This window comes from Bacillus sp. TSO22, assembly GCF_020223595.1.
Lineage (GTDB): Bacteria > Bacillota > Bacilli > Bacillales > Bacillaceae > Bacillus > Bacillus inaquosorum.
This window is the reverse complement of the sequence record NZ_JAHAWO010000015.1, coordinates 137753-158342: the sequence shown is the minus strand read 5'-3', so window position 1 is coordinate 158342 and position 20590 is coordinate 137753. Positions and strand designations below refer to the sequence as shown.

Genomic DNA, 20590 nt, shown 5'->3' with positions numbered 1-20590 from the left:
GCTATATTTAACTAACTAGAGAATACCACTTATTATCAGAAGTTTCCATACTTATTTTAAAAAACACAGTAGGAACCGCATAGCCTGAGGTATGGCCTCTCAGCCCTTCAATGATCTCCAAACCTTTGGAAACGGGGGCTCTGAAATGTCCGATACCTTCTGACAGATCACATTGATAAATATAATACGGACGGACTCTGATTTTTACCAAGTCGTGCATGAGCTTTTTCATGATTGGAACTGAATCATTAATACCGGCTAACACGACTGCCTGATTTCCGACCGGCACTCCTGCGTTCACCAGCTTTTCACAGGCCTCAACGGATTCCTCTGTCATTTCGATGCTTGTGTTGAAATGAGTGTTCAGCCAGACCGGATGATATTTTTTCAAAATCTCGCACAGTTGATCGGTAATGCGCTGTGGAAAGACGACCGGCGCCCTTGTTCCGATTCTGATCACTTCCAGATGCGGAATGCTGCGAAGCTCTTTTAAAATGTATTCTAAAATTTGATCATTGATTAGCAACCCGTCACCGCCTGAAATTAAACAATCGCGGATTTCAGGTGTTTCCCGGATATAAGCAATCGCAGCATCAAGCTGTTTTTTGGGGACTCCCATTCCGATTTGTCCGGAAAAACGCCTTCTTGTGCAGTAGCGGCAGTACATGGAACATTGATTAGTGACAAGAAACAGCACACGGTCGGGATAGCGGTGCGTCAGACCGGGTACCGGTGAATCTTCATCCTCATGGAGCGGGTCTTCCAGATCGTATTTTGTTTTGTGCATTTCTTCAGAAAGCGGTACAGACTGCATGCGGATCGGGCATCTCGGATTATCGGGATCCATTAATGAAGCATAGTAAGGTGTAATATTTAGGGGGATCGTTTTGGTCGAAATTCTGACGCCTTCCTCTTCATCCTCGGTCAGATTAATGACTTTTTTTAAATCATCTACCGTTCTTACCGTATGTGTCAGCTGCCAAAGCCAATCGTTCCATTTCTCTTCCGGAACATCCTTCCATAACTCGATCTCCTTCCAATGCCGTTTCGGTTTATGCCATTTGTTTGCCAAATGAATTCCTCCTTACAGGTGCTTGCACCAAATATTCATGTTTTCAAGACCTTCGGCTATATAGCAATTGTTGATCAGCCTTCCGCCGTACTGATAGCCGGAATGGTACAACACAGCATTCATCCCAAAAGACGCAGCACGGGCGAGAGAAAATACATGAAAGATATCCTTCTCGGCCATTTCTTTTTCTAAAGCCTCGATTAAAAGGCTTGTCAGCGAACGGCCCCGATATTCCGGAAGCACAGCGCAGTCGGTTATTTCCGCATGCCCCAGCCCTGGATTGCTATCTGCGCTTGCTGCACTGATCAGACGATCATGATCAAACATGACATAATACATCGTATTTTCATTCATCGTCTTTTCAATATAAGCAGGATCAAATACGGGGGTCGGGTACGTACGGAATACTTTTTTATACAGCATGGATAGCTGGTACATGTCGTTTGTTTCTGCTTTTCTCATCGTAAAAACGGGGGTAGTTTCGCTGCGGTGGTGAGGTGCTGTGCGATATAAGGCTTCGATGGTCTCCTGTTCTTCTATATAAGAATCTGTTTGTCTCCGTTTCTCTGTGAGGTAACGGACCATGAGGCAAGCCGGGTGGCCGAGATAATAACCCTTGAGAAAACCCTCCGGCACAAATAAGTGTTTGGCAAGCACTGCCTCATCATGCTGTTTCGTATAGACGATGATTTTTTCCGCATCCTCTTCTTTTGCCGCTGCCACGATATCAGGCAGCGCCTTCTCAATGGCTCCGTCATAACGAACTACTCTGATTCGTTTGTTAAAGTCGTCATGGTCCAAAACCGCTGTGACACCGTTACTCTTTATTGACTTGAGCATCCGCATCCTCCCCGTCTGTATGAAGCCCGCACCAATCCATAACAAAAAGTGCAATAATTTTAGCAGATTCTATCATGGCTTCAACCTCAATATATTCGTTTGCCTGATGAGCTGTTTTTGTTTCTCCAGGCCCGAAGACGATCACTGGCGTATCTCCTGCATGGTATAAAAGCCCTCCGTCTGTTCCCCATGGCGAGGCTTCGATCATTGGCTCTGTCTGTTTCATTTTTTGATAGGCTGATTGCAGCACTGAGATTAAAGGATGGTCATCTGGTAAATCATTCGGAAGCCATTGAGCGCCAAACCATTCTACTTTAATCGGATGATGTTTAAACCATTCGTCACGGTATTCTAAATCCCTCAGCCAGTTTTCCAATTCTATTTTTACAGCTTCAGGCTTTTCATGGGGAGCAATTCCGCATCTCCCTTCTATGACGACACGGTCTGCAACTGAAGATGGCCACGCACCGCCTGAGATGGTGCCGATATTCACCGGTACCGGTATTGGGACATTGTCATACAGCGGATCTGAAATTCTCGCATTGCGGGCTTTCTCCAGCTCTTGTATGGCTGTGATCACGTGCATGCTTTTTTCAATCGCGCTCACACCTTCATAGCGTGTGCCCCCATGTGCCGCTAATCCTTTCACTGTGATCCGAAACCACATCGAGCCCTGCTGCTTTATAAAAAGTTTCATATTCGTCGGTTCCGGAATCAGCGCGCCGTCAGCACGGTAGCCTCTCATAATGGCAGACAGTGTTCCAGCGCCGCCGCACTCTTCATCTACAACACTTTGAAACAATACATCTCCCTTCAATTTGACATCGCAAGCGTGCAGGGCTTCTAAAGCAAAAAGAAGGGCTGTATTGCCTCCCTTCATATCCGTTGAGCCGCGGCCGTATATTTTACCGTTTTCTTCGACAGCTTGAAACGGTTCATACTTCCAATCCTTTACACTTCCTTCAGGCACAACATCGATATGACCGTTTAAAATCAGCGACCGGCCCCCGCCCGCTCCCGTTTTTTTTGCAACGATGTTAGGGCTCTCATGAAAATCGGAACGGTCTGATTTAAAGTAGGGATGCTGTTTTAATTGCTTTAGGCTTGGCTCCCACACATCAATGTCCATATGAAATTGCCGCAGCTTTTCAAGCACAACAGCTTGGGCGTTAAATTCTGAGCCTAATGTGCTTTTTTCTCCAATCAGCCTTTTGAGAAGGCGAATGGCTTTGGCCGAATGCTGATCAAGCCACTCGATTACTTTTCTCTCAATACCCTGCATCCTCATTCCCCCTTTAAGACAAAGGCATATCTATTTTGATTTCAGCTTCAGTCAACCTCGTCACCTCGTCGATTGTCGAGCCATTCATCAGCTCTTTTAATATGAAATGATGGCCGTCGACCTCAAGAACGGCTTTTTCAGTAATGATCATATCTACACAGCCTGCTGCAGTTAATGGAAGCGTGCAGGTTTCTGTTAATTTAGGCCTCCCCTTTTGATCTGTATGACTCATGACGACAACCACTTTTTTCGCTTTTTGGGCCAGTTCCATCGCACCGCCCATGCCCGGCACCTTTTTTCCCGGGACAAGCCAATTTGCCAAATCGCCTGACTGGCTCACCTGCAGGGCGCCTAAAATCGTAATGTCAATTTTGCCTCTTCTGATCATCGCAAAAGACATCGTTGTATCAAAATAAGACGCTCCTTTTACAGCCCGGACGGGAAATCCCGCTGCGTTGCATAAATTTTCATCCTCATCTCCCTTTTGAGGGCTTTCGCCAATGCCGAGCACACCGTTTTCCGCCTGCAGCATGACCTGCATGTCAGGTGGCAAAAAGTTCGGCACCAAGGATGGAATGCCGATACCGAGATTCACAATCATGCCCGGCTTGATTTCAGAGGCGGCCCGTTTTGCGATCTGTTCTCTCTCTGCTACTCCCAAGCCCATTTCCACTTCACTCCTTCGCTTCTCACAACCCCCTCGACAAAAACCCCCGGTGTAACAATCATTTCTTCAGAAACCTCTCCCATCGGGACGATCTGCTCAGCTTCGGCAAAGGTTCTACTGGCGGCCATTGCCATAAGCGGATTCATATTGCGCGCTGTTTTGTCATACGTTAAATTGCCGAATTCATCGGCAATGCGCGCATTGATGAAAGCAAAATCAGCCGTCAGCGCCTCTTCAACCAAATATCGCTTTCCAGCCACAGACACGATGCCCTTTTCCTCACAAACCATTTGATTATCAATACCGACGTCGGTTAAAATGCCGCCGAGTCCCGCTCCGCCGGCACGAATCCGTTCTGCAAGCGTTCCCTGTGGTGAAAATTGAACCTCTAACGTCCCGTCAGTCATCTGTTTACCTGCTACAGGATTGGAACCGATATGCGATGCGATCAGGGTTTTGACTCGTTGATTGACAATAAGCGGACCGATCCCTATTTCCGGAAACCCGGCATCGTTGCATATGACGGTTAAATCCGTTACACCGCTGTCCAATATAGCTTCAATCAATGATGGAGGCGATCCGACTCCGCCAAAACCGCCGAACATGAGGACCGATCCGTCCTGAATATCTGCAATTGCTGTATCGATGCTGATTGTTTTTTGAAATGGCGCCATTTGATTTCAATCCTTTTTCAGTATTTTTTCGACCGCTACAACTGTTTCTGAAAAAATAGATATAAGCTCTTTAGCCTCACCGTCTGAAATGGTAAAAGGAGGAGCAATAATGACAGCATCTCCTTCCCCGCTGTCTATTCCCGCTTTGGCAGGATAAACAATCAGCCCGCGTTTTTTCGCCTCGCCGATCATGCGCTGGGTAACCGCCTGCTCTGGTGGAAAAACGTTCTTCGTTTTCTTGTCAGATACAAATTCAATGCCTAATAGCAGTCCTTTACCGCGCACATCACCAATGATCTCGCTTTGAGATGCTGCCTCAACAAGCTGCTTTCTCAGCGCAGCCCCCTTTTTTTCTGATTGCTTGATCAAGTCATGCTTTAACACATATCGCAAAACTTCAAGAGCAGCTTTGGCAGAATAGGGGTGTGCACTATATGTGTGGCCGCTCATAATCACACCTGAACCTTGTTTTATCGTCTCAATAATAGAGTCAGATACAACGGCAGCGGCAATTGGCGCATACCCGGCACCGAGGCCCTTCCCCAGTACAGCAATATCTGGAACGGTGTGCCAATGTTCTGTCGCAAGCATCCTTCCTGTTCTTCCAAGCCCTGTCATCACTTCGTCTGCAATAAAGAGCACTTCGTGTGTGCGGCATACCTCACTTAATCTTTCATAATATCCCGGAGGCGGAGTGATCGCTGCTCCTGCGGCTCCGATGATAGGCTCAGCCACAAAGCCGGCGATAAATTGGCTTCCGATTCTTTTGATGGACGTATCGAGTTCATCAGCGGCAGCCTGAACAAAATCCTCTTCCGTCTTATGATTCTGCCGATAAACATGAGGAGCTGAGATAGCGGGATATCGTTCAACTAGATGGGTGAACCGGTATCTCCTTTCATAAAAACCAGATAATGAAAGCGCTCCCAAAGTTATTCCGTGGTAACTGCTCCATCGCGACAAAAAGATGGATTTTTGCGTTTGTTTTTTTTCCTGCCAATATTGAATGGCGATTTTCATAGCGGTTTCTATTGCTTCTGAACCGCTGTTGACAAAAAAAGACCAATTCACATCTCCCGGAAGCTCCTGCGCCAAGAGAGCGGCTAATTGCTCGGCGGGCTCACTCGTAAACTGTGAGCGGTAAGCAAAAGACACCTGGTCAAGCTGTTCTTTCAGCTTCTCAGTCACATCACGAACCCCGTGGCCGATGTTGCATGTCACCGCACCTGATGAGCCGTCAAGATATCTTTTTCCAGTTTGATCATAAACATATGAACCCTTCGCATAGCTGACAACCGGATAGGCCGAACTAAGCTCCGGCTTAATCAAATAACTGCTCATGCTCCCACCTCAAAAACCCATTTGCTATATTGTATGAGTGTCCAAATTGCGTCATGACGTTCCCCGCAAAAACTTTTTCACACAAAAAAGAGCCTTCCTGAACGGAAAGGCTCTTTTTGAATTTCACCTTCTAGCAAATAAAAGCGGCTCCGACAATAATTAATAAAATGAACAAGACAACAATCAATACAAACGTATTTTTCTCGCAGCCAAATCCGTAACCGTATCCAGGGTATCTATGCATGCTGTTTTCATCCTTTCTTATCACGATATACGGCATTTTATGCGGGCCAAGTCCCAAATGGTTTGTGCGAACGCCTATTTCATGTAAGGAAATAATGAAAAACAGTATGCACCCGCTCATATTTTTTAAACGTCAGATTTTCGTAAAAATGGGTTGCGCCGTCAATGCTTGTAGCCACTAAATAGGCCGCTTCCATTCCTAGTGATTTGGCGATGGACAGCATTTCTTTCACTAAGATACTGCCATAGCCCTTCCTTTGAAACTGATCCAAAATTGCCACTTCTTCGATTTTGGCCGTTTTCTCTTGCGGATGAATGAACAGCTCCCCGCACCCAATGGGAATCTTCTGTTCCTGGTCGCTGTAACAAACAACCAGGATAATCGTACCCGCTTTGTAAAAGGGATATTTTCTTTTTAGTTTTTGTTCAGCGATCGCTTCTCCAATATAAATGGAATCGTAAATTTTCATGATAGAAGATCCGTCGCTAAGGCTTTTTGCCGTCCCCCATGCCGTTAACGGATGTCCCGTCTGCCCCTTCCAGTCATCAAGCTTCATGTCATAAAACAGCTCATCCTCGACAACAAACCCCCTTTTTACAAGCGATTGCTTCAAACCGAGCGGAAAAACATGCTGCGGGGACGCTTTTAAATGAAGATAATTCGCATCAAGAAGCTTTGGTACGGATGGCAAAAAATCCAGTAACCGCTCCAATGGAAACGTATCATGGAGCTGAACAAAGTTATGAGAAAAAATTTGCGGAAGCTCCGGATCTCTATATACGCTGTAATGATCAAACGATGCTGATTCAGACGTTAACAATATATATTGATGTTCCGTTTTTGAATAATGTCCTGTCATGAACGTCTCCTTTTTATGACCTATACCTTTACTCAGTTGCAATATTCAATTTCTTTATAATCTCATCGTACACCGGATAAAACGGCTTTCCAATTGGAAATTGCTGAATATTTCGGAAAGAAGCGGATATTGGCTTCTGATGTAAAAAGAATTTCCTTGCTACTTGCTCACTAATCGGGTGAAAGACGCCGTTTAGAAACAAAAACGGCTCGCGTTCTATAAAAAACAGCCTTCGCCCAGGCGGATTTTCGATCCATCCAGATCGTTCCCGCGTAATTGGCAGCCCTTCCGGCAGCGCCTCCAGTTCTTCTTTTTCAATTGTCAATATGTCTTTTCTTTTAAATTGATAAAACTGAAAAGCATACTGGCCCTCAATCCGTCTTTTTTTTCCGGCTTCGATATAAAATATTGCTGGATGGTCGGCTTCCTTTACTAATATATAGTTCGGAATGTTTAAAATCTTTCCAATGCTATATTGGAATAAATACGGGTCCGGAACAGCCACAGTCCGATTTAGATACAAAGAACCCCACCTTTCCCCGACAGGATGCCTTACACCCTGATCAAGAAAATACACGTTTTGATCTGAACCTTTTACAAATGAACCGTCAATCAAATCAGCGGGCAGAAACCGATATGCATTTTGAAATGAATCGGGGGTTTTATAGGTTGTATCTAATACTTCATTTATCGGCAGAAATGGGGCAAAGTTGTTGATCCTGGCCCAAAAAATTGAGTCGCCATGATTCCAATGCGTCATATCATCATCCCAATAGCTTCCATATTTATGTTGAATACGATCAAGTAGCGAACGGCGATGCATAACTGAACAATGATCAACTTGAAAAGCGGCCTGATCAAGCACTGCATTGGCATTTCTATAGAAATGGGAAATTTCCTCTCCCCTTTCGTTTACATGTACAACTTTTTGTTTTGAATAGACAGCCTGTGCCTCAGGCTTATGTGAAAACGTCTGCACCATACGGCTCAGCCGCTCAGGATGATAAACAGTGTCATCGGTGAGATAGGAAATGTAATCGCCGTCGGCATATGGGAGTGCGCTGTTAATTAATGTGGCATAACGGGTTGTTTTTAGTCGTTCTGCGGGATGTACGAAACTGTTTTGATAACGAATACGCTGGTCATGAAGGTACTTTTGAATCACCGCAGTTGTTTCTTCATTAGAATGATCATCCATGATAAATAGCTCCCAGTGATCATATGTTTGCTTCATGACGCTTTCAATCGCTTTTTGCAGATAATTAGGTTTGTTGTAACTCGTTAAAATAATGGACACTTTCTCTCCCATCTATACAGCCCCCCTATCGTCAAACATAAAAACGGCTCCGCAGCAAGCAGAGCCACTGTCATCATTTAAAAAGCACCCCAGCTTACAATACTTGAGAGTGCGACATTCGATCTCGTGTTATTTAACGGGTTTTGAAAAATAACCAAATCAGTCAGAACCTCTTTTACGATGACGTTTTGAAGCGTATCCCCATTCGACAGATGAACTGTTGAAACCGGTACGCCAAGCTCTTTTGCAAATACGAGCTGCCGTCTGAGATCAGATGGATTTCCTTCAGAAGATGATTGACGTATGAGCAGAATCAGCAAAAGCAGAATAAAATGCAGTTCATCTTGATTTTCTTCTTGATTCACATGTTTCTCTAAATCCAAACAATCCCTCTCCCTTATCCTTATACTCTATTTCACAATATGAACTGACTTTGATTTATGGTATAGGCTATGTCCACTCATTTAAAAAATCAGCATTTTCCTTAAATGTAAGAAAAATAGATCAGGTACGGCGTTCGACTCATACCAATTGGCAATCCGAAGAATATGATTAACGTGAGTTCACTATTGGATAGGAGGTGTGTGTAATGAGCTCTGAAAATGCACAGTTAAAAAAGGATTTGATTAAAACCCTTTTAAGCCCTTTATTCTCAACAGAAGGAGGAGTAAACGTGGATAATAATCTTAAAGACATGCTTGAAGCTGCCATCGATCAAAAAGTAGATGAAAGTGATATGATTACGGCTGAATCTACTTCCCTTCCGGCAAGATGGATTTTTGCCAGAGTTACGCCAGGCACTACAATCAGTATTGTGACTGATTCCGGTGACATGATCGGCCCGGTTGTCTTCGTTGCTTTCGATCAAGTTCACGGTATCGTATTTGTAACACAGGAAAGCTCCGTCACTCCGGCAGGTCAAGCTACAACATTAATTGATGTAGACAAAGTAGAAAGCGTTACGTTCTTTTCGTAACATCTGATGAAAGTCTTGTATATCCAGTCGGGATACGGAGGAATATACAGTTATTTTGACCGCTGGGCTGAAGAATGTTTTCGGAACACTCATACAGAGTATATGTCTGCAGATACACCGGAGGCAGAATCTCTGGTGAAGATCGAAACGTTTCAGCCGGACTTCGCACTTATGATGGTAGGAGACCGCGTTCCTCACGACTGGCTGACCTGGTTAAAGGGTAAGGGTATCCCCGTGTATGTTTGGCTGACCGAAGACCCATTTTATATTGATATCAGTCTTCAGGTGATTAAGCACGCTGACGCCATATTAACGATTGAACAAAATGCCGCTCTCTATTACCGGGAGCTTGGCTGCCAGCACGTCTATTATGTTCCGATTCCAGTTAATCATCGGCTGTTTAGAAAAATGGACACAGAACATTCTTTTCATTCAAATCTGCTTATCATCGGCTATCCTTACCCTAATCGGGTTCAGCTTATGAAAGAAGCGGTACATCTGCCTTTCACGGTTCGAGTAATCGGAAAGGAATGGAGAAAATATCTGCCTAAAAAAGTGCTCAAACAGCCGCATATCGATGTCGTCAGCACGTGGGTTCCGCCCGAACAGGCCGTTCATTATTACAATGGGGCAGACATCGTGATCAATGCGCATCGGCCCTATCATTTTGCTTTCAACAAAAATCATTTCCGCATCAAAAATGCCAGTTTTAATAACAGAACGTTTGATATCGCTGCATGTGAAGCATTTCAATTAACAGATTTACCCGCGGCACATCCTTTTTCATCCTTTATTTCTTATCACAACATCAACGATTTTAAGGAAAAAGCCGCTTTCTATATCAACCATCCTGAGGAACGGCATAAAGCAGCAGCAGCCAATTACAAAGAGACCGTACCCGCAAATACGTATGATGAGCTTCCTGCAAAACTAAAGGCGATTCATCTGGCGCTTTCTTGAAAAATCGTTCATTGATATGAACGATTTTTTGATCTGCAGAAAAAAGCAGCTTACTCAGCTGCTTTCTTTTTTAGCCGTCAGAACGGTCCTTCAGCTTCCTCGGATTCACCTGCTTATGAAGATCAGGCTTTCCGCCGAGATGCTTTGCAATCTGTTCCCACGACACAATTTTGAAGTTTTGATTGACGGCTTGTCCATTTTCAATATTTTCGCCGTCCTGCGCCACAAAAATCCCGTACGGATATTTTGGGCCAAGCCCGAAGCCGAGAACATCAATACCATCTGTATCACTAGTACCGTCTATCTTCTCGCCATCTGTAATGTCAAAGTTGGCTACATAGCGATTGCTTCCCTGCCGTTCATACATTGCATAGCTGTTATTTCCTTGACTTGAAGCCATGAGATATCCTTTACCCTCTGGCGCATAATAGATCGTCAGTCCCTCAATATCAGCTGTCAAATGTTCTCCAGTCGCACGGTCGACAACCTGCCCCTTTGATCCTCCGCCAGGCTCAGCATTAAATTTCCAGATGGCTTCATCTTCCTCTGCTATGTACAGGTTCCCGTACTCATCATCCGCGACAAGGCCTTCGGTCTGAGAATTCAATTTAAATTCACGCACTTTTTTCCCTGACACATAACCCTTTCCATTATCAACAATTTCATACTGCTCAAATTCTCCTTGTTTGCCTGTCACTAATGCGTAAAATGCTCCTGTTTTCTGACTATGATACAGGCTGAATCCGTATACCTCAGAAATATTAGTGGCTATAGGGTGGTTCGGGTCTGTAATGCTTTTCAATATTCCTTTATCCCCGTCAATTGCATATACTTCAATTGTATTCTTTCCTTCAGACCGGTTGGAGGCGGCAGCTATATCAATTTTTTCGCCGCTAAATGGAAAATCATAGCGCAGATCGACATTATTGAGTTTGCCAAACTCGAAAGAATGAATCTGTTTGCCGTCCAAATCATACACGACTAGACCTGATTTCTTATTTGTCGTGATCAACTTGCTTTTTTCCGGATGCTTTTCATTGACCCAAATGGCCGGGTCATCCGCTGCGTCATCACCAGAAGCGACTGGATCTGTCTCCGTTTGCGCCGTCACTTTAAAATGCTGTTCCTCATTCACATGATGTGCCGACACCGAGTTTGCTGTCAGGCTAAGAAATAAACCCGCGGCAGTGCTTAGCAGCATTGTTTTTGAAACCTTCATTTGAATACCCTCCTTTTTATCACTATCACTCTCTATTGTAAAATATATACAGGTCTTTAACTGTGAGGAAAATGAACCCTTTTTTTATAGTGTTTCTGACTCATAAATCGCTTTTCCTTACGATGTACGTGAAAATGACTCCGTCAGATTTGCTTTTGCGGCGCGAAATAAACCAAAATGAATAATTAGTACATTGTTTATTTAGTTAGAATATTCTCATGATCATTCCCCTAAATTTTTTTATTGGTTGCTTTCATTAACTCGAGCATCGATGAGCACCTTCTCGTAAATCCTGGATTTGCTGTTGAATGATTTCAGTTAAAGCTGAATAAAAATAAAATTGGAATCATCCAACAATTAACATTTAGATTATTGCGGCTAAATGCGGTTTGTACTATTCCATAAGAAGGAAGGAATCGTTGATGACAAAGCTTTGCCGAGAAGTTTGGATCGAAGTCAATCTTGACGCCATAAAAAAAAATTTGCGAGCCATACGCCATCATATACCAAAAAAGAGCAAAATTATGGCTGTCGTAAAAGCGAACGGTTATGGTCATGGGTCAGTAGAAGTAGCGCGCCATGCACTGGAACACGGGGCGAGTGAGCTCGCTGTTGCCAGCGTGGAGGAAGGAATCGTTTTACGAAAAGCAGGGATTACAGCACCTATTCTTGTGCTTGGTTTTACATCCCTTAGTTGTGTGAAAAAGTCAGCAGCTTGGAATATAGAGTTATCAGCATTTCAGGTTGATTGGATTAAAAAAGCTAGCGAAATATTGGAAAATGAAGCAAGTACTAACCGATTGGGTATACATATTAATGTGGATACTGGTATGGGCCGATTAGGTGTACGTACAAAAGAAGAACTTTTAGCAGTAGTGAAAGCACTAACAGCAAGTAAATCCCTAAGATGGGCAGGTATTTTTACACATTTCTCAACAGCTGATGAACCAGACACCACACTAACCAAGCTGCAGCACGATAAATTTGTCAGTTTTCTCAGCTTTTTAAAGAAGCAAGGCATTGAGCTGCCCACCGTGCATATGAGCAATACGGCTGCCGCCATCGCTTTCCCTGAATTTAGTGCTGATATGATTCGTTTAGGTATAGGCTTATATGGTTTATATCCTTCAGCATATATAAAAGAACTTAACCTCGTTAGGCTTACACCTGCATTAAGTTTAAAGGCGCGTATCGCTTATGTGAAAACGATGCGAACAGAACCGCGGACCATTAGTTATGGTGCTACATACATCGCGGAACCTGAGGAAGTAATCGCTACACTCCCGGTCGGCTATGCTGACGGTTATTCCCGTGCACTTTCCAATCGCGGATTTGTTCTTCATCGCGGAAGACGAGTGCCGGTAGTGGGAAGAGTGACAATGGATATGATAATGGTTAGTTTAGGAGAGAGCGGTGAAGGTAAACAAGGAGAGGAAGTCGTGATTTATGGTCAGCAAAGGGGAGCTGAGATTCCCGTAGATGAAGTTGCTGAAATGCTCAATACGATTAACTATGAAGTGGTGTCTACATTAAGCCGCCGCGTCCCTCGTTTTTATATAAGAGATGGCGAGATTTTTAAGGTATCAACTCCAGTATTGTACGTGTAGATGTTCACTTATTTTTTTACAACACACGAGGTTGTTCATCTTAAAATCTTCTTTTATGCAAAAATCAAGGTTCCTCATCTGAGAGATTTTGCTGATGTATAGAAATCTTCGACAAATTTCGAAATCTATCCGCTGTCATCCAAGTTGTCCGACAATTGGACTAGACAGGGATTTGGATGCTGGTGGAAAGCCAGAAAAGAAGAACCTACAAAGTCAAATAAAAAAACCGAAATCATTGTTTATACAACAAAACCTAAAACAATTAACATCCCCTCATGAAATTGAATCACTGTATGAATGGGGCAATCTTATATGCCCCTTCCAGTTCGCAAAGTCAATCTGCCTGGGTATCAATCAGATCAAGCCCCACTTATTACAAAAGACAGAATTGCCCAGATATTGAAGATTTGCATCAAGAAAAAAAGGCATAAAAACAAGCCTGTCTATCCATTAGGCAGGCCTGTTTTTTTGATTTATTTATCAAAGAGATGCAGATAGCTTTCGTACCCTTCTTCTTTCAGTTTATCCTTCGGCACAAAACGCAGCGCCGCTGAATTTATGCAGTAACGCAGCCCGCTTGGCCCCGGTCCGTCATTAAATACATGGCCAAGATGAGAATCAGCAGTGCGGCTTCTCACTTCTGTGCGAATCATGCCGTGGCTCGTATCTAGTTTTTCTTCCACTTCTTCTTCTTCAATCGGCTTTGTAAAGCTTGGCCAGCCGCAGTGGGAATCAAATTTATCCTTGGATGTAAACAATGGCTTGCCTGACACAATGTCTACATACAGCCCTTCCTCTTTATGATCCCAATATTCATTTTGAAACGGCGGCTCCGTGCCGTTATTTTGCGTCACCTCATATTGCATGCGATTTAGTGACTTCATTTTTTCTTCTTTATTGTACGCCATTTATTTCGCCCCCCAATGCTCGCTGATAAATCCGGCTCGTCCAGAACCTGTCCGGTAGCGCTGATAATGTCCTGGATTCTTTTTATAAAAATGCTGATGGTAGTCTTCCGCTTCATAGAAAGGTTCAGCTTTTAAAATGTCCGTTACAATCGGGTCTTTAAAGACGCCGCTTTCTGCCAGGCGCTGCTTGGAAGCTTCCGCAAGCTCCTTTTGTTTTTCATTATGATAAAAAATGGCTGCACGGTAGGAGGTGCCGCGATCTGCAAACTGGCCGCCGGCATCTGTCGGGTCGATTTGCTGCCAAAATAATTCAAGCAGTTTTTCATAAGGGAACACATCAGGATGAAACGTGATTTGAACCGCTTCACGATGACCTGTCGTTTCACTGCACACCTCTTCATACGTAGGGTTTTCAGTATGGCCGCCTGTATACCCGGACACCACTTTTTCAATTCCCGGCTGTTCGTCAAAAGGTTTAACCATACACCAAAAACAGCCTCCTGCAAATGTGGCGATTTCTTTTTTTTCAGACATACTGGTGCCTCCTTTGTTAATACGTGGTATTATTATATTATAGCATGTAATAATAGAATGAAAATGATTCTGCTTTTCAATAAAATCTATAGGTTTTAAGCAATATGCTTATGTAATGGAGGTTCACAAATTTGAAAGTAAGAACACAGATGATGTACGATATGGAAACTTTACTCCGTAAAGTCTTTAAACAAATACGCAACGAAATCAATGAAATTCTAGATAAAGAGCTGTCACGGAATGAATTTACGATTCTGCGGATCCTCAGTGAACAAGGGCCCAAAAAAGTTACTGAATTTGCGCCTATTTTAGAGGTATCGGCAAGCCACATTACGGCTGTGACTGATGCGCTGGTAGAAAAGGAATGGATTACGAGAATCAGATCGAAGGAAGACAGACGCATCATCCGCATTCATATCACTGAAGCGGGTGAAAAAGTCCTTCAGCATTTCAACGAGAAAAAAACGGAATATTTCTTTAAACGCTTTGACTGCTACAGTGATGCCGAACTTGCCTCATTAATCGAGCTCTTCAGCAAACTTGATAAAAAACGGTGAAAAAAAGCACATACCGCTATATATGGGTATGTGCTTTTCACAGCGCTCACTTATTTTGCAGTGAACAGTTTCATTGTTTTCCAGCGGCCGTATCTGTAATACAAAAAAGCCGCACAGCTGCTTAATAAAAAACTCATTCCGATTCCGAGCCCGATTCCTTTCTGTCCAAGCCAAGCTGAAAATAGGGCTGTGAAAGGATATCTCAAAACCCAAAACGATATCAAATTTAAAACCAGCACCTGCAGCATCGCTCCCGCTGCCCTGACGATTCCGTTCAGTACGAAATTAATTCCGATAAAAGGATAGAAAAACGCGATCCAGCGCAAATATTGTTCACCAAACGCGACCGCATCAGGCTCGCTGATAAATAACCTCATGAGGTATTTACCAAATACCCAAAGTATAACTGCAATCACCAGCATGCAAGAAATAACAGCCATCACACCAAGCCTCGCAATGGTTCCCACTCTTTTAAAGTTTCCGACTCCGATATTTTGCCCTGCCATACTGTTGACCGCCGTACCGGCAGCCATAGCCGGAAGCGTGATGAGGCTGTCCAGCCGCTGCACCGCGCCGAAGCCTGACACAACGTGCTCTCCGTATGAGTTGACAACACTCATAATCGCCATCATGCCGCCTGTAATCACCATCATCTGCAGACCGGCTGGAATCCCGAGTTTTAAAATCAGCGCGGACTCTTCCCATTTGGGCATGCGCGGAATAGAGAACGGCACAAGCTTGTGTTTGATGACATAAAACAACCCATACAGAAACGCAATGCCCTGTGACAAAATCGTCGAATAAGCAGCTCCCGCTATTCCCATGCGGAACACAGAAATAAAGAGCGGTGCCAACACTGTATTCAGCACAACGGCAAACGCAATAAACCGGAGAGGTGTTTTGCTGTCGCCAAGCGCCCGAAGCACAGTACTGATAAAGTTATATCCAAACAAAAATAAAATGCCGATAAATTGAATCTGTAAATAGGTCTCAGCAAGCGGAATCATCGACTCCGGCGTTTTTAGAAGACGAAGCAAAAGCTCTGACAGAAAAAAACCGGCCGCGCCGAATCCGATGCTTAGGCCTGTTAATAAAACAACAAAGGCGTTAATATACGACGCCATTCCTTTTTCATCATCTTTTCCCTTTTGCTGTGACAAAATCGTTAACGTCGCATTGTTAAGGCCCAAAATAAAAGACAGCACGGTTAATACAATCGTGCTTGATACCGCGGCTGCCCCAAGGGCCTTTGCCCCCAGTAAATTTCCGATCCACAAACTGTCTATAAATTGAAAGGAAACCTGCAATGCGTTTCCGAGCATAATAGGCATTGAAAACAGCACAAGCTGTTTCAGCACGTTCCCCTGTGTAAAATCGTATGCTTTCATTTTTTCTCCTCGTGTTCTCAAATTTTCTTCAGGCGCACGAAAAAAGAGACGTTGTTTCATGTCTCTTTTTTCATGATTTATCGGTTTTTTTCCGGTCTCTCATACCAAATGTAAACACCATCACACTTAGGAACAAGGCACAATAGGAAACGTTCAAATACATTTGATCCATATCTTCAGTGGCCAGATGATGATAAGCAAGCCAGCCGAAATACAGGGAAAATATAAAGGATAATAAACTGAAATACTGGTAAATCCGTTTCATTTTCAGTCACCTCTATTGTTTAGGATGGTAATAGGAAAACTCAATTTCATCTTTTTCTAAATTTATTTTATCCGCTTTGACATACATTCCATTCGTTAAAGGCATTTCTGACAGACGCACTTCAATGCTTTTATCGCCGGGATGAACGTGGACAAATGACGGCAATTCGTAAAAGCTGTCCATATAATTTAACACAAAGCTAATCGGTATACTCAATTTCCCTAACGAAAATTTCGTGACATTCAACTCCACATCGCCATTTTTTTTCACAGTCGGTTCAAAAGCGACAAACGCATCAATGGACGTGGAAAAAGCCTTGATTTTCCCTGCGACATGAACATCATCATCTATCTCTACTTTATAATCAAGCTTGTTTGCTGCTTTGTCGTTTAAATATGAGTTGACAAACGCAGCTAATGATTCTTTTGTGCTTGTCACTTGAAATCCATACTCACTCTGAGATGAATCCTTCACCTGAGCTTGTTCTCCCGGCAGCATAACAAGTGTCACAAACCCAGCGGCGAGGACAATATTGATTGCAAGCAATATAAAAAACAGTCGTTTCCACTTATTCATGATGTCACCCTACTCTTTCGGTAATCCTTCTTTTTTAATGGCTTGATAGACCCGCTTCGCGATAAGGGAATAGCCCGTACCATTAGGATGAAAATCATCTTCCTCAGAAATTCGGCTGCTGTCACTTTTTTGATTGAACAAGTCTTCAATTTGAATGATTTTTGCATGTTTATCTTTTTTCAGCTCTTTTTCAGCAATATGGTTCCAATCAGTGACGACTCCGTTTATTTCATTTAATTCAGATAGCGTGAACGTAAACGGATTATACATGCTGACATAAATCAGCTCAGCGTGATCATTCAGCTCCCGGATTTCAGAAATGATTTTTTCAAAACGCTTTTCATACGGCTTTTCCGCTTCCTGAAACGGTTCAACGGTTAATTGCAGAAAGTTTTGGCGAAGGACTTTCATCAAATCATTACCGCCAATGGTAAAAAAGACATAATCTGCGTCCTTTATGCCTTTTTGAACCTTTTTATCTTTTAGTTTCTCTAACAAATCATCCGAACGGTTCCCTTTCACGGCATAATTCTTTACGTCTACCGTTTTGACTTGTTTATCTGACCGGATAGAATCCGCCACCTTGCCGACGTATCCCTTTCCTTCGGGATCTCCGACACCTTCTGTCAGCGAATCTCCGACAGCAGCAATGACAATGTGCTCTTTCGTTTTCGTTTCATGGGCTTTTTGTTTTCCCTCAGATGCTGTACGTATGCTCGTACAAGCAGTAAGAAGCAAAATCAAACTGGCCATGAGTGAAAAAATGCGCAGCTTCAATCTTGTTGCTCCTTCCCATTCTACTAGTGGAAAGTGTATCATGTTTTAGAAGATTTGCAAATGCCTAGTCTCCTAGCTTACTTGAGTGTACTGGCTGTCTTCACATCGGCGATAATATCATCGTACGGTGTATTTTCTACTCCGTTGTAATCTTTCAGCACCTTACCTTTGGGGCCTACCAAATAAAAAGAAGAATAATGAATGACTTGGTCCTCTCCCTCCGGTTTCTTCACAATCGCTTTAAAGCTCTTAAGCGCGAATGCCTCAATGTCACTCTGGCTGTATCCCGTGAGGAAATCCCAGTTATCAAAAGATAATGGATAGTTTGCGGCAAATTTCTTCAGCTGTTTCGGCTTATCGTTTTCTGGATCAACGCTAAAGGATACGATACGGACATCTATGTTCTCAGCCTTCAGTTTTTTTTGCAGCTCGGTCATATGAGCGGTCATCGGCGGACATACAGTTTCACAATTGGTAAAAATAAAATCCGCCAGCCATACTTCTCCTTTTAAACTCTCTAAAGAAACATTCTTGCCGTCTTGGTTTTGAAATGTAAAAGGCTCCACCTCGTAATTGAGCGGATCTTTAATCTGTTGTCCTCCGCAGGCACACAAAAACAGAAAAAACAGCCCTGCCGTTAAACCCTTGATAACCTTCATGACTTTCACCCTTTCCAGCCAGCATAAAACGCTTTCTAAAACAGTTCTAACCTGCTGCGTCCCATGTTTGTATTCGATACCGGTCAAAAAAAATCCTGCATGCCTCCCAATCTACAAATACAAAGGGGGACACACAGGTATAAACTCCATATCACGCGTTGTGCTTTAACACCTCTTGATGAAAAACAGCCTGATAATCTGCCCATTTCATCCGGCGCTTCATATAATGTCGGAAAGAATACACTTTTGCCCTGCTGTTTGATGAAAACACTTCTTTTAAGTAGAACTGCAAATGGTGATGTAACATAAAGAAATAGTGCTCATCTTCCTTTAAAACAGGTATTTCTGTCACTTTCACCTGAATCCCGTCACTGCGTTTGAACTCTAGGCTTTTGAGTAACAAGCTATCAATCCTCTTTTTTTGTTTTTCTTCTATTATATACAATGCCAGCCAGGCTGTCTGTCATTTTGCGCGGTTGTGTGAAAAAATTAGATCAGCAAATGAAACAAGTCCTCATCCTTATTCACCTCTACATAATGAAACGCTTTTCTATTCATCCGTTCAATCAGCGGTCCATAGTCTGCCTTGTTCTGCAGCTCGATGCCGACAAGAGCAGGCCCGTTGCTTTTATTATTTTTCTTCGTATATTCAAACCTTGTAATGTCATCATTAGGTCCGAGGACTTCGTCAAGAAACTCGCGGAGCGCTCCCGCTCTTTGCGGAAAATTGACGATAAAATAATGCTGAAGTCCCTCAAAAATCAAAGACCGCTCTTTCATTTCCTGCATTCTTCCGATATCGTTATTGCCCCCGCTGACCACACACACTACATTTTTGCCTTTAATTTCATCCTTGTACAAATCAAGCGCGGCAACAGAAAGAGCTCCAGCCGGTTCAGCAACAATCGCACATTCGTTATATAATTCAAGAATGGATGTACATACTTTCCCTTCAGGCACAAGGAGGATGTCATCCACGACCGCTTCCAGCGTCTGGAACGTTTCCTCCCCAATTTTTTTAACAGCGGCTCCATCTACAAATTTATCAATTTTATCAAGTGTGATGACATGCCCGGCTTTGTTTGATTCAAAATAGGATGCCGCACCCGCCGGCTCAACAGCAATTACCTTTGTATCAGGGGACACATTTTTCAAATATGTACCTACCCCTGAGAGAAGGCCGCCGCCTCCGACACTTGCAAACAGAAAATGCGGTTCTGTATCAATGTCGTTTAAAATCTCGACTGCCAGCGTTCCCTGGCCCGCCATCACATCCGGATCATCGAACGGATGGATAAACGTCCGGGATTCCGCCTCACAGCACTCAACAGCGCTTTTATACGCATCGTCAAACGTATCACCTGTCAAAATAATATCGATAAATCCTTTTCCGAACAGTTCAACTTGAGACACTTTTTGTCTCGGTGTTGTAGACGGCATAAAAATTTTCCCGTGAATGCCGAGATGTTTACATGAGAACGCCACACCTTGAGCATGGTTTCCGGCACTTGCACACACAACTCCGTTCTCAGTCTGCTCGCTGGAAAGCTGTTTCATTTTATGATAAGCCCCTCTGAGCTTAAAAGATCTGACAACTTGCAAGTCTTCACGTTTCAAATAGATATTGCATTCATATCTCTCAGAAAGTCTGTCATTCCTTTGCAAAGGTGTGTGAATCACAACATCCTTCACGTTTTGATGAGCCTTTAAAATGTCTTTCACTTGGATGAGAGAGTTTTCTTTAAGCAACGGTTTCATGTACAGATTCCTTTCTTGTTTTAAATCCCTATTTAATATGCCATTATAACACGAATATTCAAAAAATAAGACAATTATTTTTATTTAATAATTAAAAAAATACAGACTATATTCACCACATCCTGTTGTA

General features: G+C 43.2%; 23 protein-coding genes and 3 pseudogenes. 5 read left to right on the top strand and 21 right to left on the bottom strand.

All coding sequences use genetic code 11. From position 1 onward, the window contains the following. Positions 1-67: 67 nt before the first annotated feature. From kamA to cgeC, 11 genes and pseudogenes are all read right to left on the bottom strand, one after another. Positions 68-1072 (bottom strand): annotated as a pseudogene (kamA, locus tag KHQ79_RS20415) (lysine 2,3-aminomutase); the annotation flags it as partial. Between the two features lie 12 nt (positions 1073-1084). Continuing rightward, positions 1085-1912, bottom strand: coding sequence for a putative beta-lysine N-acetyltransferase (gene ablB / locus KHQ79_RS20410; RefSeq protein WP_225516716.1), 828 nt, complete (start codon positions 1910-1912; stop codon positions 1085-1087). Beyond that, positions 1890-3200 (bottom strand): peptidase, encoded by a 1311-nt coding sequence (locus KHQ79_RS20405; RefSeq protein ID WP_080429027.1) that lies wholly within the window; start codon positions 3198-3200, stop codon positions 1890-1892. The genes ablB and KHQ79_RS20405 overlap by 23 nt, the downstream gene beginning before the upstream one ends. Before the next feature lie 7 nt (positions 3201-3207). Continuing rightward, a complete protein-coding gene (locus tag KHQ79_RS20400; protein WP_060398849.1) occupies positions 3208-3861 on the bottom strand; it encodes a 3-oxoacid CoA-transferase subunit B in 654 nt (217 codons plus the stop codon). Then, positions 3846-4535 carry a CoA transferase subunit A gene (locus tag KHQ79_RS20395; RefSeq protein WP_225516715.1) on the bottom strand — a complete coding sequence of 230 codons (690 nt, stop codon included), beginning with the start codon at positions 4533-4535 and terminating at the stop codon, positions 3846-3848. Before KHQ79_RS20395 ends, KHQ79_RS20400 begins: the two co-directional genes overlap by 16 nt. A gap of 6 nt (positions 4536-4541) precedes the next feature. Then, entirely contained in the window at positions 4542-5876 is a 1335-nt protein-coding gene (locus KHQ79_RS20390; RefSeq protein ID WP_225516714.1) for an aspartate aminotransferase family protein, read from the bottom strand. Further along, positions 5857-6013 (bottom strand): annotated as a pseudogene (locus KHQ79_RS20385) (hypothetical protein). Before KHQ79_RS20385 ends, KHQ79_RS20390 begins: the two are co-directional and overlap by 20 nt. Further along, on the bottom strand, positions 6007-6120 hold the full coding sequence (locus tag KHQ79_RS22450; protein WP_032732322.1) for a YjcZ family sporulation protein: 114 nt from the start codon (positions 6118-6120) through the stop codon (positions 6007-6009). Before KHQ79_RS22450 ends, KHQ79_RS20385 begins: the two are co-directional and overlap by 7 nt. Positions 6121-6199: 79 nt before the next feature. Next, positions 6200-6979: a spore maturation N-acetyltransferase CgeE gene (gene cgeE / locus KHQ79_RS20375; RefSeq protein WP_225516713.1), complete on the bottom strand. Its 780-nt coding sequence runs from the start codon at positions 6977-6979 to the stop codon at positions 6200-6202. Between the two features lie 28 nt (positions 6980-7007). Further along, on the bottom strand, positions 7008-8288 hold the full coding sequence (gene cgeD, locus KHQ79_RS20370) for a spore maturation glycosyltransferase CgeD (RefSeq protein WP_225516712.1): 1281 nt from the start codon (positions 8286-8288) through the stop codon (positions 7008-7010). A gap of 65 nt (positions 8289-8353) precedes the next feature. After that, the gene (cgeC, locus tag KHQ79_RS20365; RefSeq protein WP_003218185.1) at positions 8354-8659 is read right to left on the bottom strand and encodes a spore maturation protein CgeC; all 306 of its coding nucleotides are present in this window, start codon (positions 8657-8659) and stop codon (positions 8354-8356) included. Positions 8660-8865: 206 nt separating this feature from the next. Between cgeC and cgeA the strand changes: the two genes are divergently transcribed. Both cgeA and cgeB read left to right on the top strand, forming a co-directional pair. Continuing rightward, positions 8866-9252 carry a spore crust protein CgeA gene (gene cgeA, locus KHQ79_RS20360; protein WP_003241549.1) on the top strand — a complete coding sequence of 129 codons (387 nt, stop codon included), beginning with the start codon at positions 8866-8868 and terminating at the stop codon, positions 9250-9252. A gap of 6 nt (positions 9253-9258) precedes the next feature. Beyond that, entirely contained in the window at positions 9259-10212 is a 954-nt protein-coding gene (gene cgeB, locus KHQ79_RS20355) for a spore maturation protein CgeB (protein WP_003241546.1), read from the top strand. A 70-nt stretch (positions 10213-10282) separates the two neighbouring features. Here the strand turns inward: cgeB and KHQ79_RS20350 are convergent, their stop codons facing one another. Beyond that, a complete protein-coding gene (locus KHQ79_RS20350; RefSeq protein ID WP_225516711.1) occupies positions 10283-11431 on the bottom strand; it encodes a phytase in 1149 nt (382 codons plus the stop codon). Between the two features lie 422 nt (positions 11432-11853). Here KHQ79_RS20350 and alr point away from each other — a divergent pair, with 422 nt between their 5' ends. Both alr and KHQ79_RS22345 read left to right on the top strand, forming a co-directional pair. Then, positions 11854-13038, top strand: a complete 1185-nt coding sequence (alr, locus tag KHQ79_RS20345) for an alanine racemase (protein WP_225516927.1) — start codon at positions 11854-11856, stop codon at positions 13036-13038. A gap of 256 nt (positions 13039-13294) precedes the next feature. After that, positions 13295-13469 (top strand): annotated as a pseudogene (locus KHQ79_RS22345) (SDR family NAD(P)-dependent oxidoreductase); the annotation flags it as partial. A gap of 42 nt (positions 13470-13511) precedes the next feature. Here KHQ79_RS22345 and msrB read toward each other — a convergent pair. Together msrB and msrA are read right to left on the bottom strand one after the other, a co-directional pair. Then, positions 13512-13946 carry a peptide-methionine (R)-S-oxide reductase MsrB gene (msrB, locus tag KHQ79_RS20340; protein ID WP_019258693.1) on the bottom strand — a complete coding sequence of 145 codons (435 nt, stop codon included), beginning with the start codon at positions 13944-13946 and terminating at the stop codon, positions 13512-13514. Further along, positions 13947-14480, bottom strand: a complete 534-nt coding sequence (msrA, locus tag KHQ79_RS20335) for a peptide-methionine (S)-S-oxide reductase MsrA (protein WP_003241535.1) — start codon at positions 14478-14480, stop codon at positions 13947-13949. A 131-nt stretch (positions 14481-14611) separates the two neighbouring features. On the opposite strand from msrA, the gene KHQ79_RS20330 reads away from it, so the two are divergent. Continuing rightward, positions 14612-15037 (top strand): MarR family transcriptional regulator, encoded by a 426-nt coding sequence (locus tag KHQ79_RS20330; RefSeq protein ID WP_003241533.1) that lies wholly within the window; start codon positions 14612-14614, stop codon positions 15035-15037. Between the two features lie 50 nt (positions 15038-15087). Here the strand turns inward: KHQ79_RS20330 and KHQ79_RS20325 are convergent, their stop codons facing one another. The 7 genes from KHQ79_RS20325 to ilvA all read right to left on the bottom strand — a co-directional run bounded on the left by KHQ79_RS20325 (position 15088) and on the right by ilvA (position 20460). Further along, positions 15088-16425: an MATE family efflux transporter gene (locus tag KHQ79_RS20325; RefSeq protein ID WP_003241531.1), complete on the bottom strand. Its 1338-nt coding sequence runs from the start codon at positions 16423-16425 to the stop codon at positions 15088-15090. 70 nt (positions 16426-16495) lie between these two features. Beyond that, the gene (gene ypmT / locus KHQ79_RS20320; RefSeq protein WP_003241529.1) at positions 16496-16690 is read right to left on the bottom strand and encodes a protein YpmT; all 195 of its coding nucleotides are present in this window, start codon (positions 16688-16690) and stop codon (positions 16496-16498) included. Between the two features lie 12 nt (positions 16691-16702). After that, positions 16703-17266 (bottom strand): YpmS family protein, encoded by a 564-nt coding sequence (locus tag KHQ79_RS20315; RefSeq protein ID WP_003241527.1) that lies wholly within the window; start codon positions 17264-17266, stop codon positions 16703-16705. Positions 17267-17275: 9 nt separating this feature from the next. Further along, entirely contained in the window at positions 17276-18043 is a 768-nt protein-coding gene (locus KHQ79_RS20310; RefSeq protein ID WP_225516710.1) for an SGNH/GDSL hydrolase family protein, read from the bottom strand. 77 nt (positions 18044-18120) lie between these two features. Further along, entirely contained in the window at positions 18121-18702 is a 582-nt protein-coding gene (gene scuA / locus KHQ79_RS20305; protein WP_225516709.1) for a cytochrome c oxidase assembly accessory protein ScuA, read from the bottom strand. A 151-nt stretch (positions 18703-18853) separates the two neighbouring features. Then, positions 18854-19105 carry a YpmP family protein gene (locus tag KHQ79_RS20300; RefSeq protein WP_003218212.1) on the bottom strand — a complete coding sequence of 84 codons (252 nt, stop codon included), beginning with the start codon at positions 19103-19105 and terminating at the stop codon, positions 18854-18856. Positions 19106-19191: 86 nt separating this feature from the next. Next, entirely contained in the window at positions 19192-20460 is a 1269-nt protein-coding gene (ilvA, locus tag KHQ79_RS20295) for a threonine ammonia-lyase IlvA (RefSeq protein ID WP_225516708.1), read from the bottom strand. Between the last annotated feature and the right edge of the window lie 130 nt (positions 20461-20590).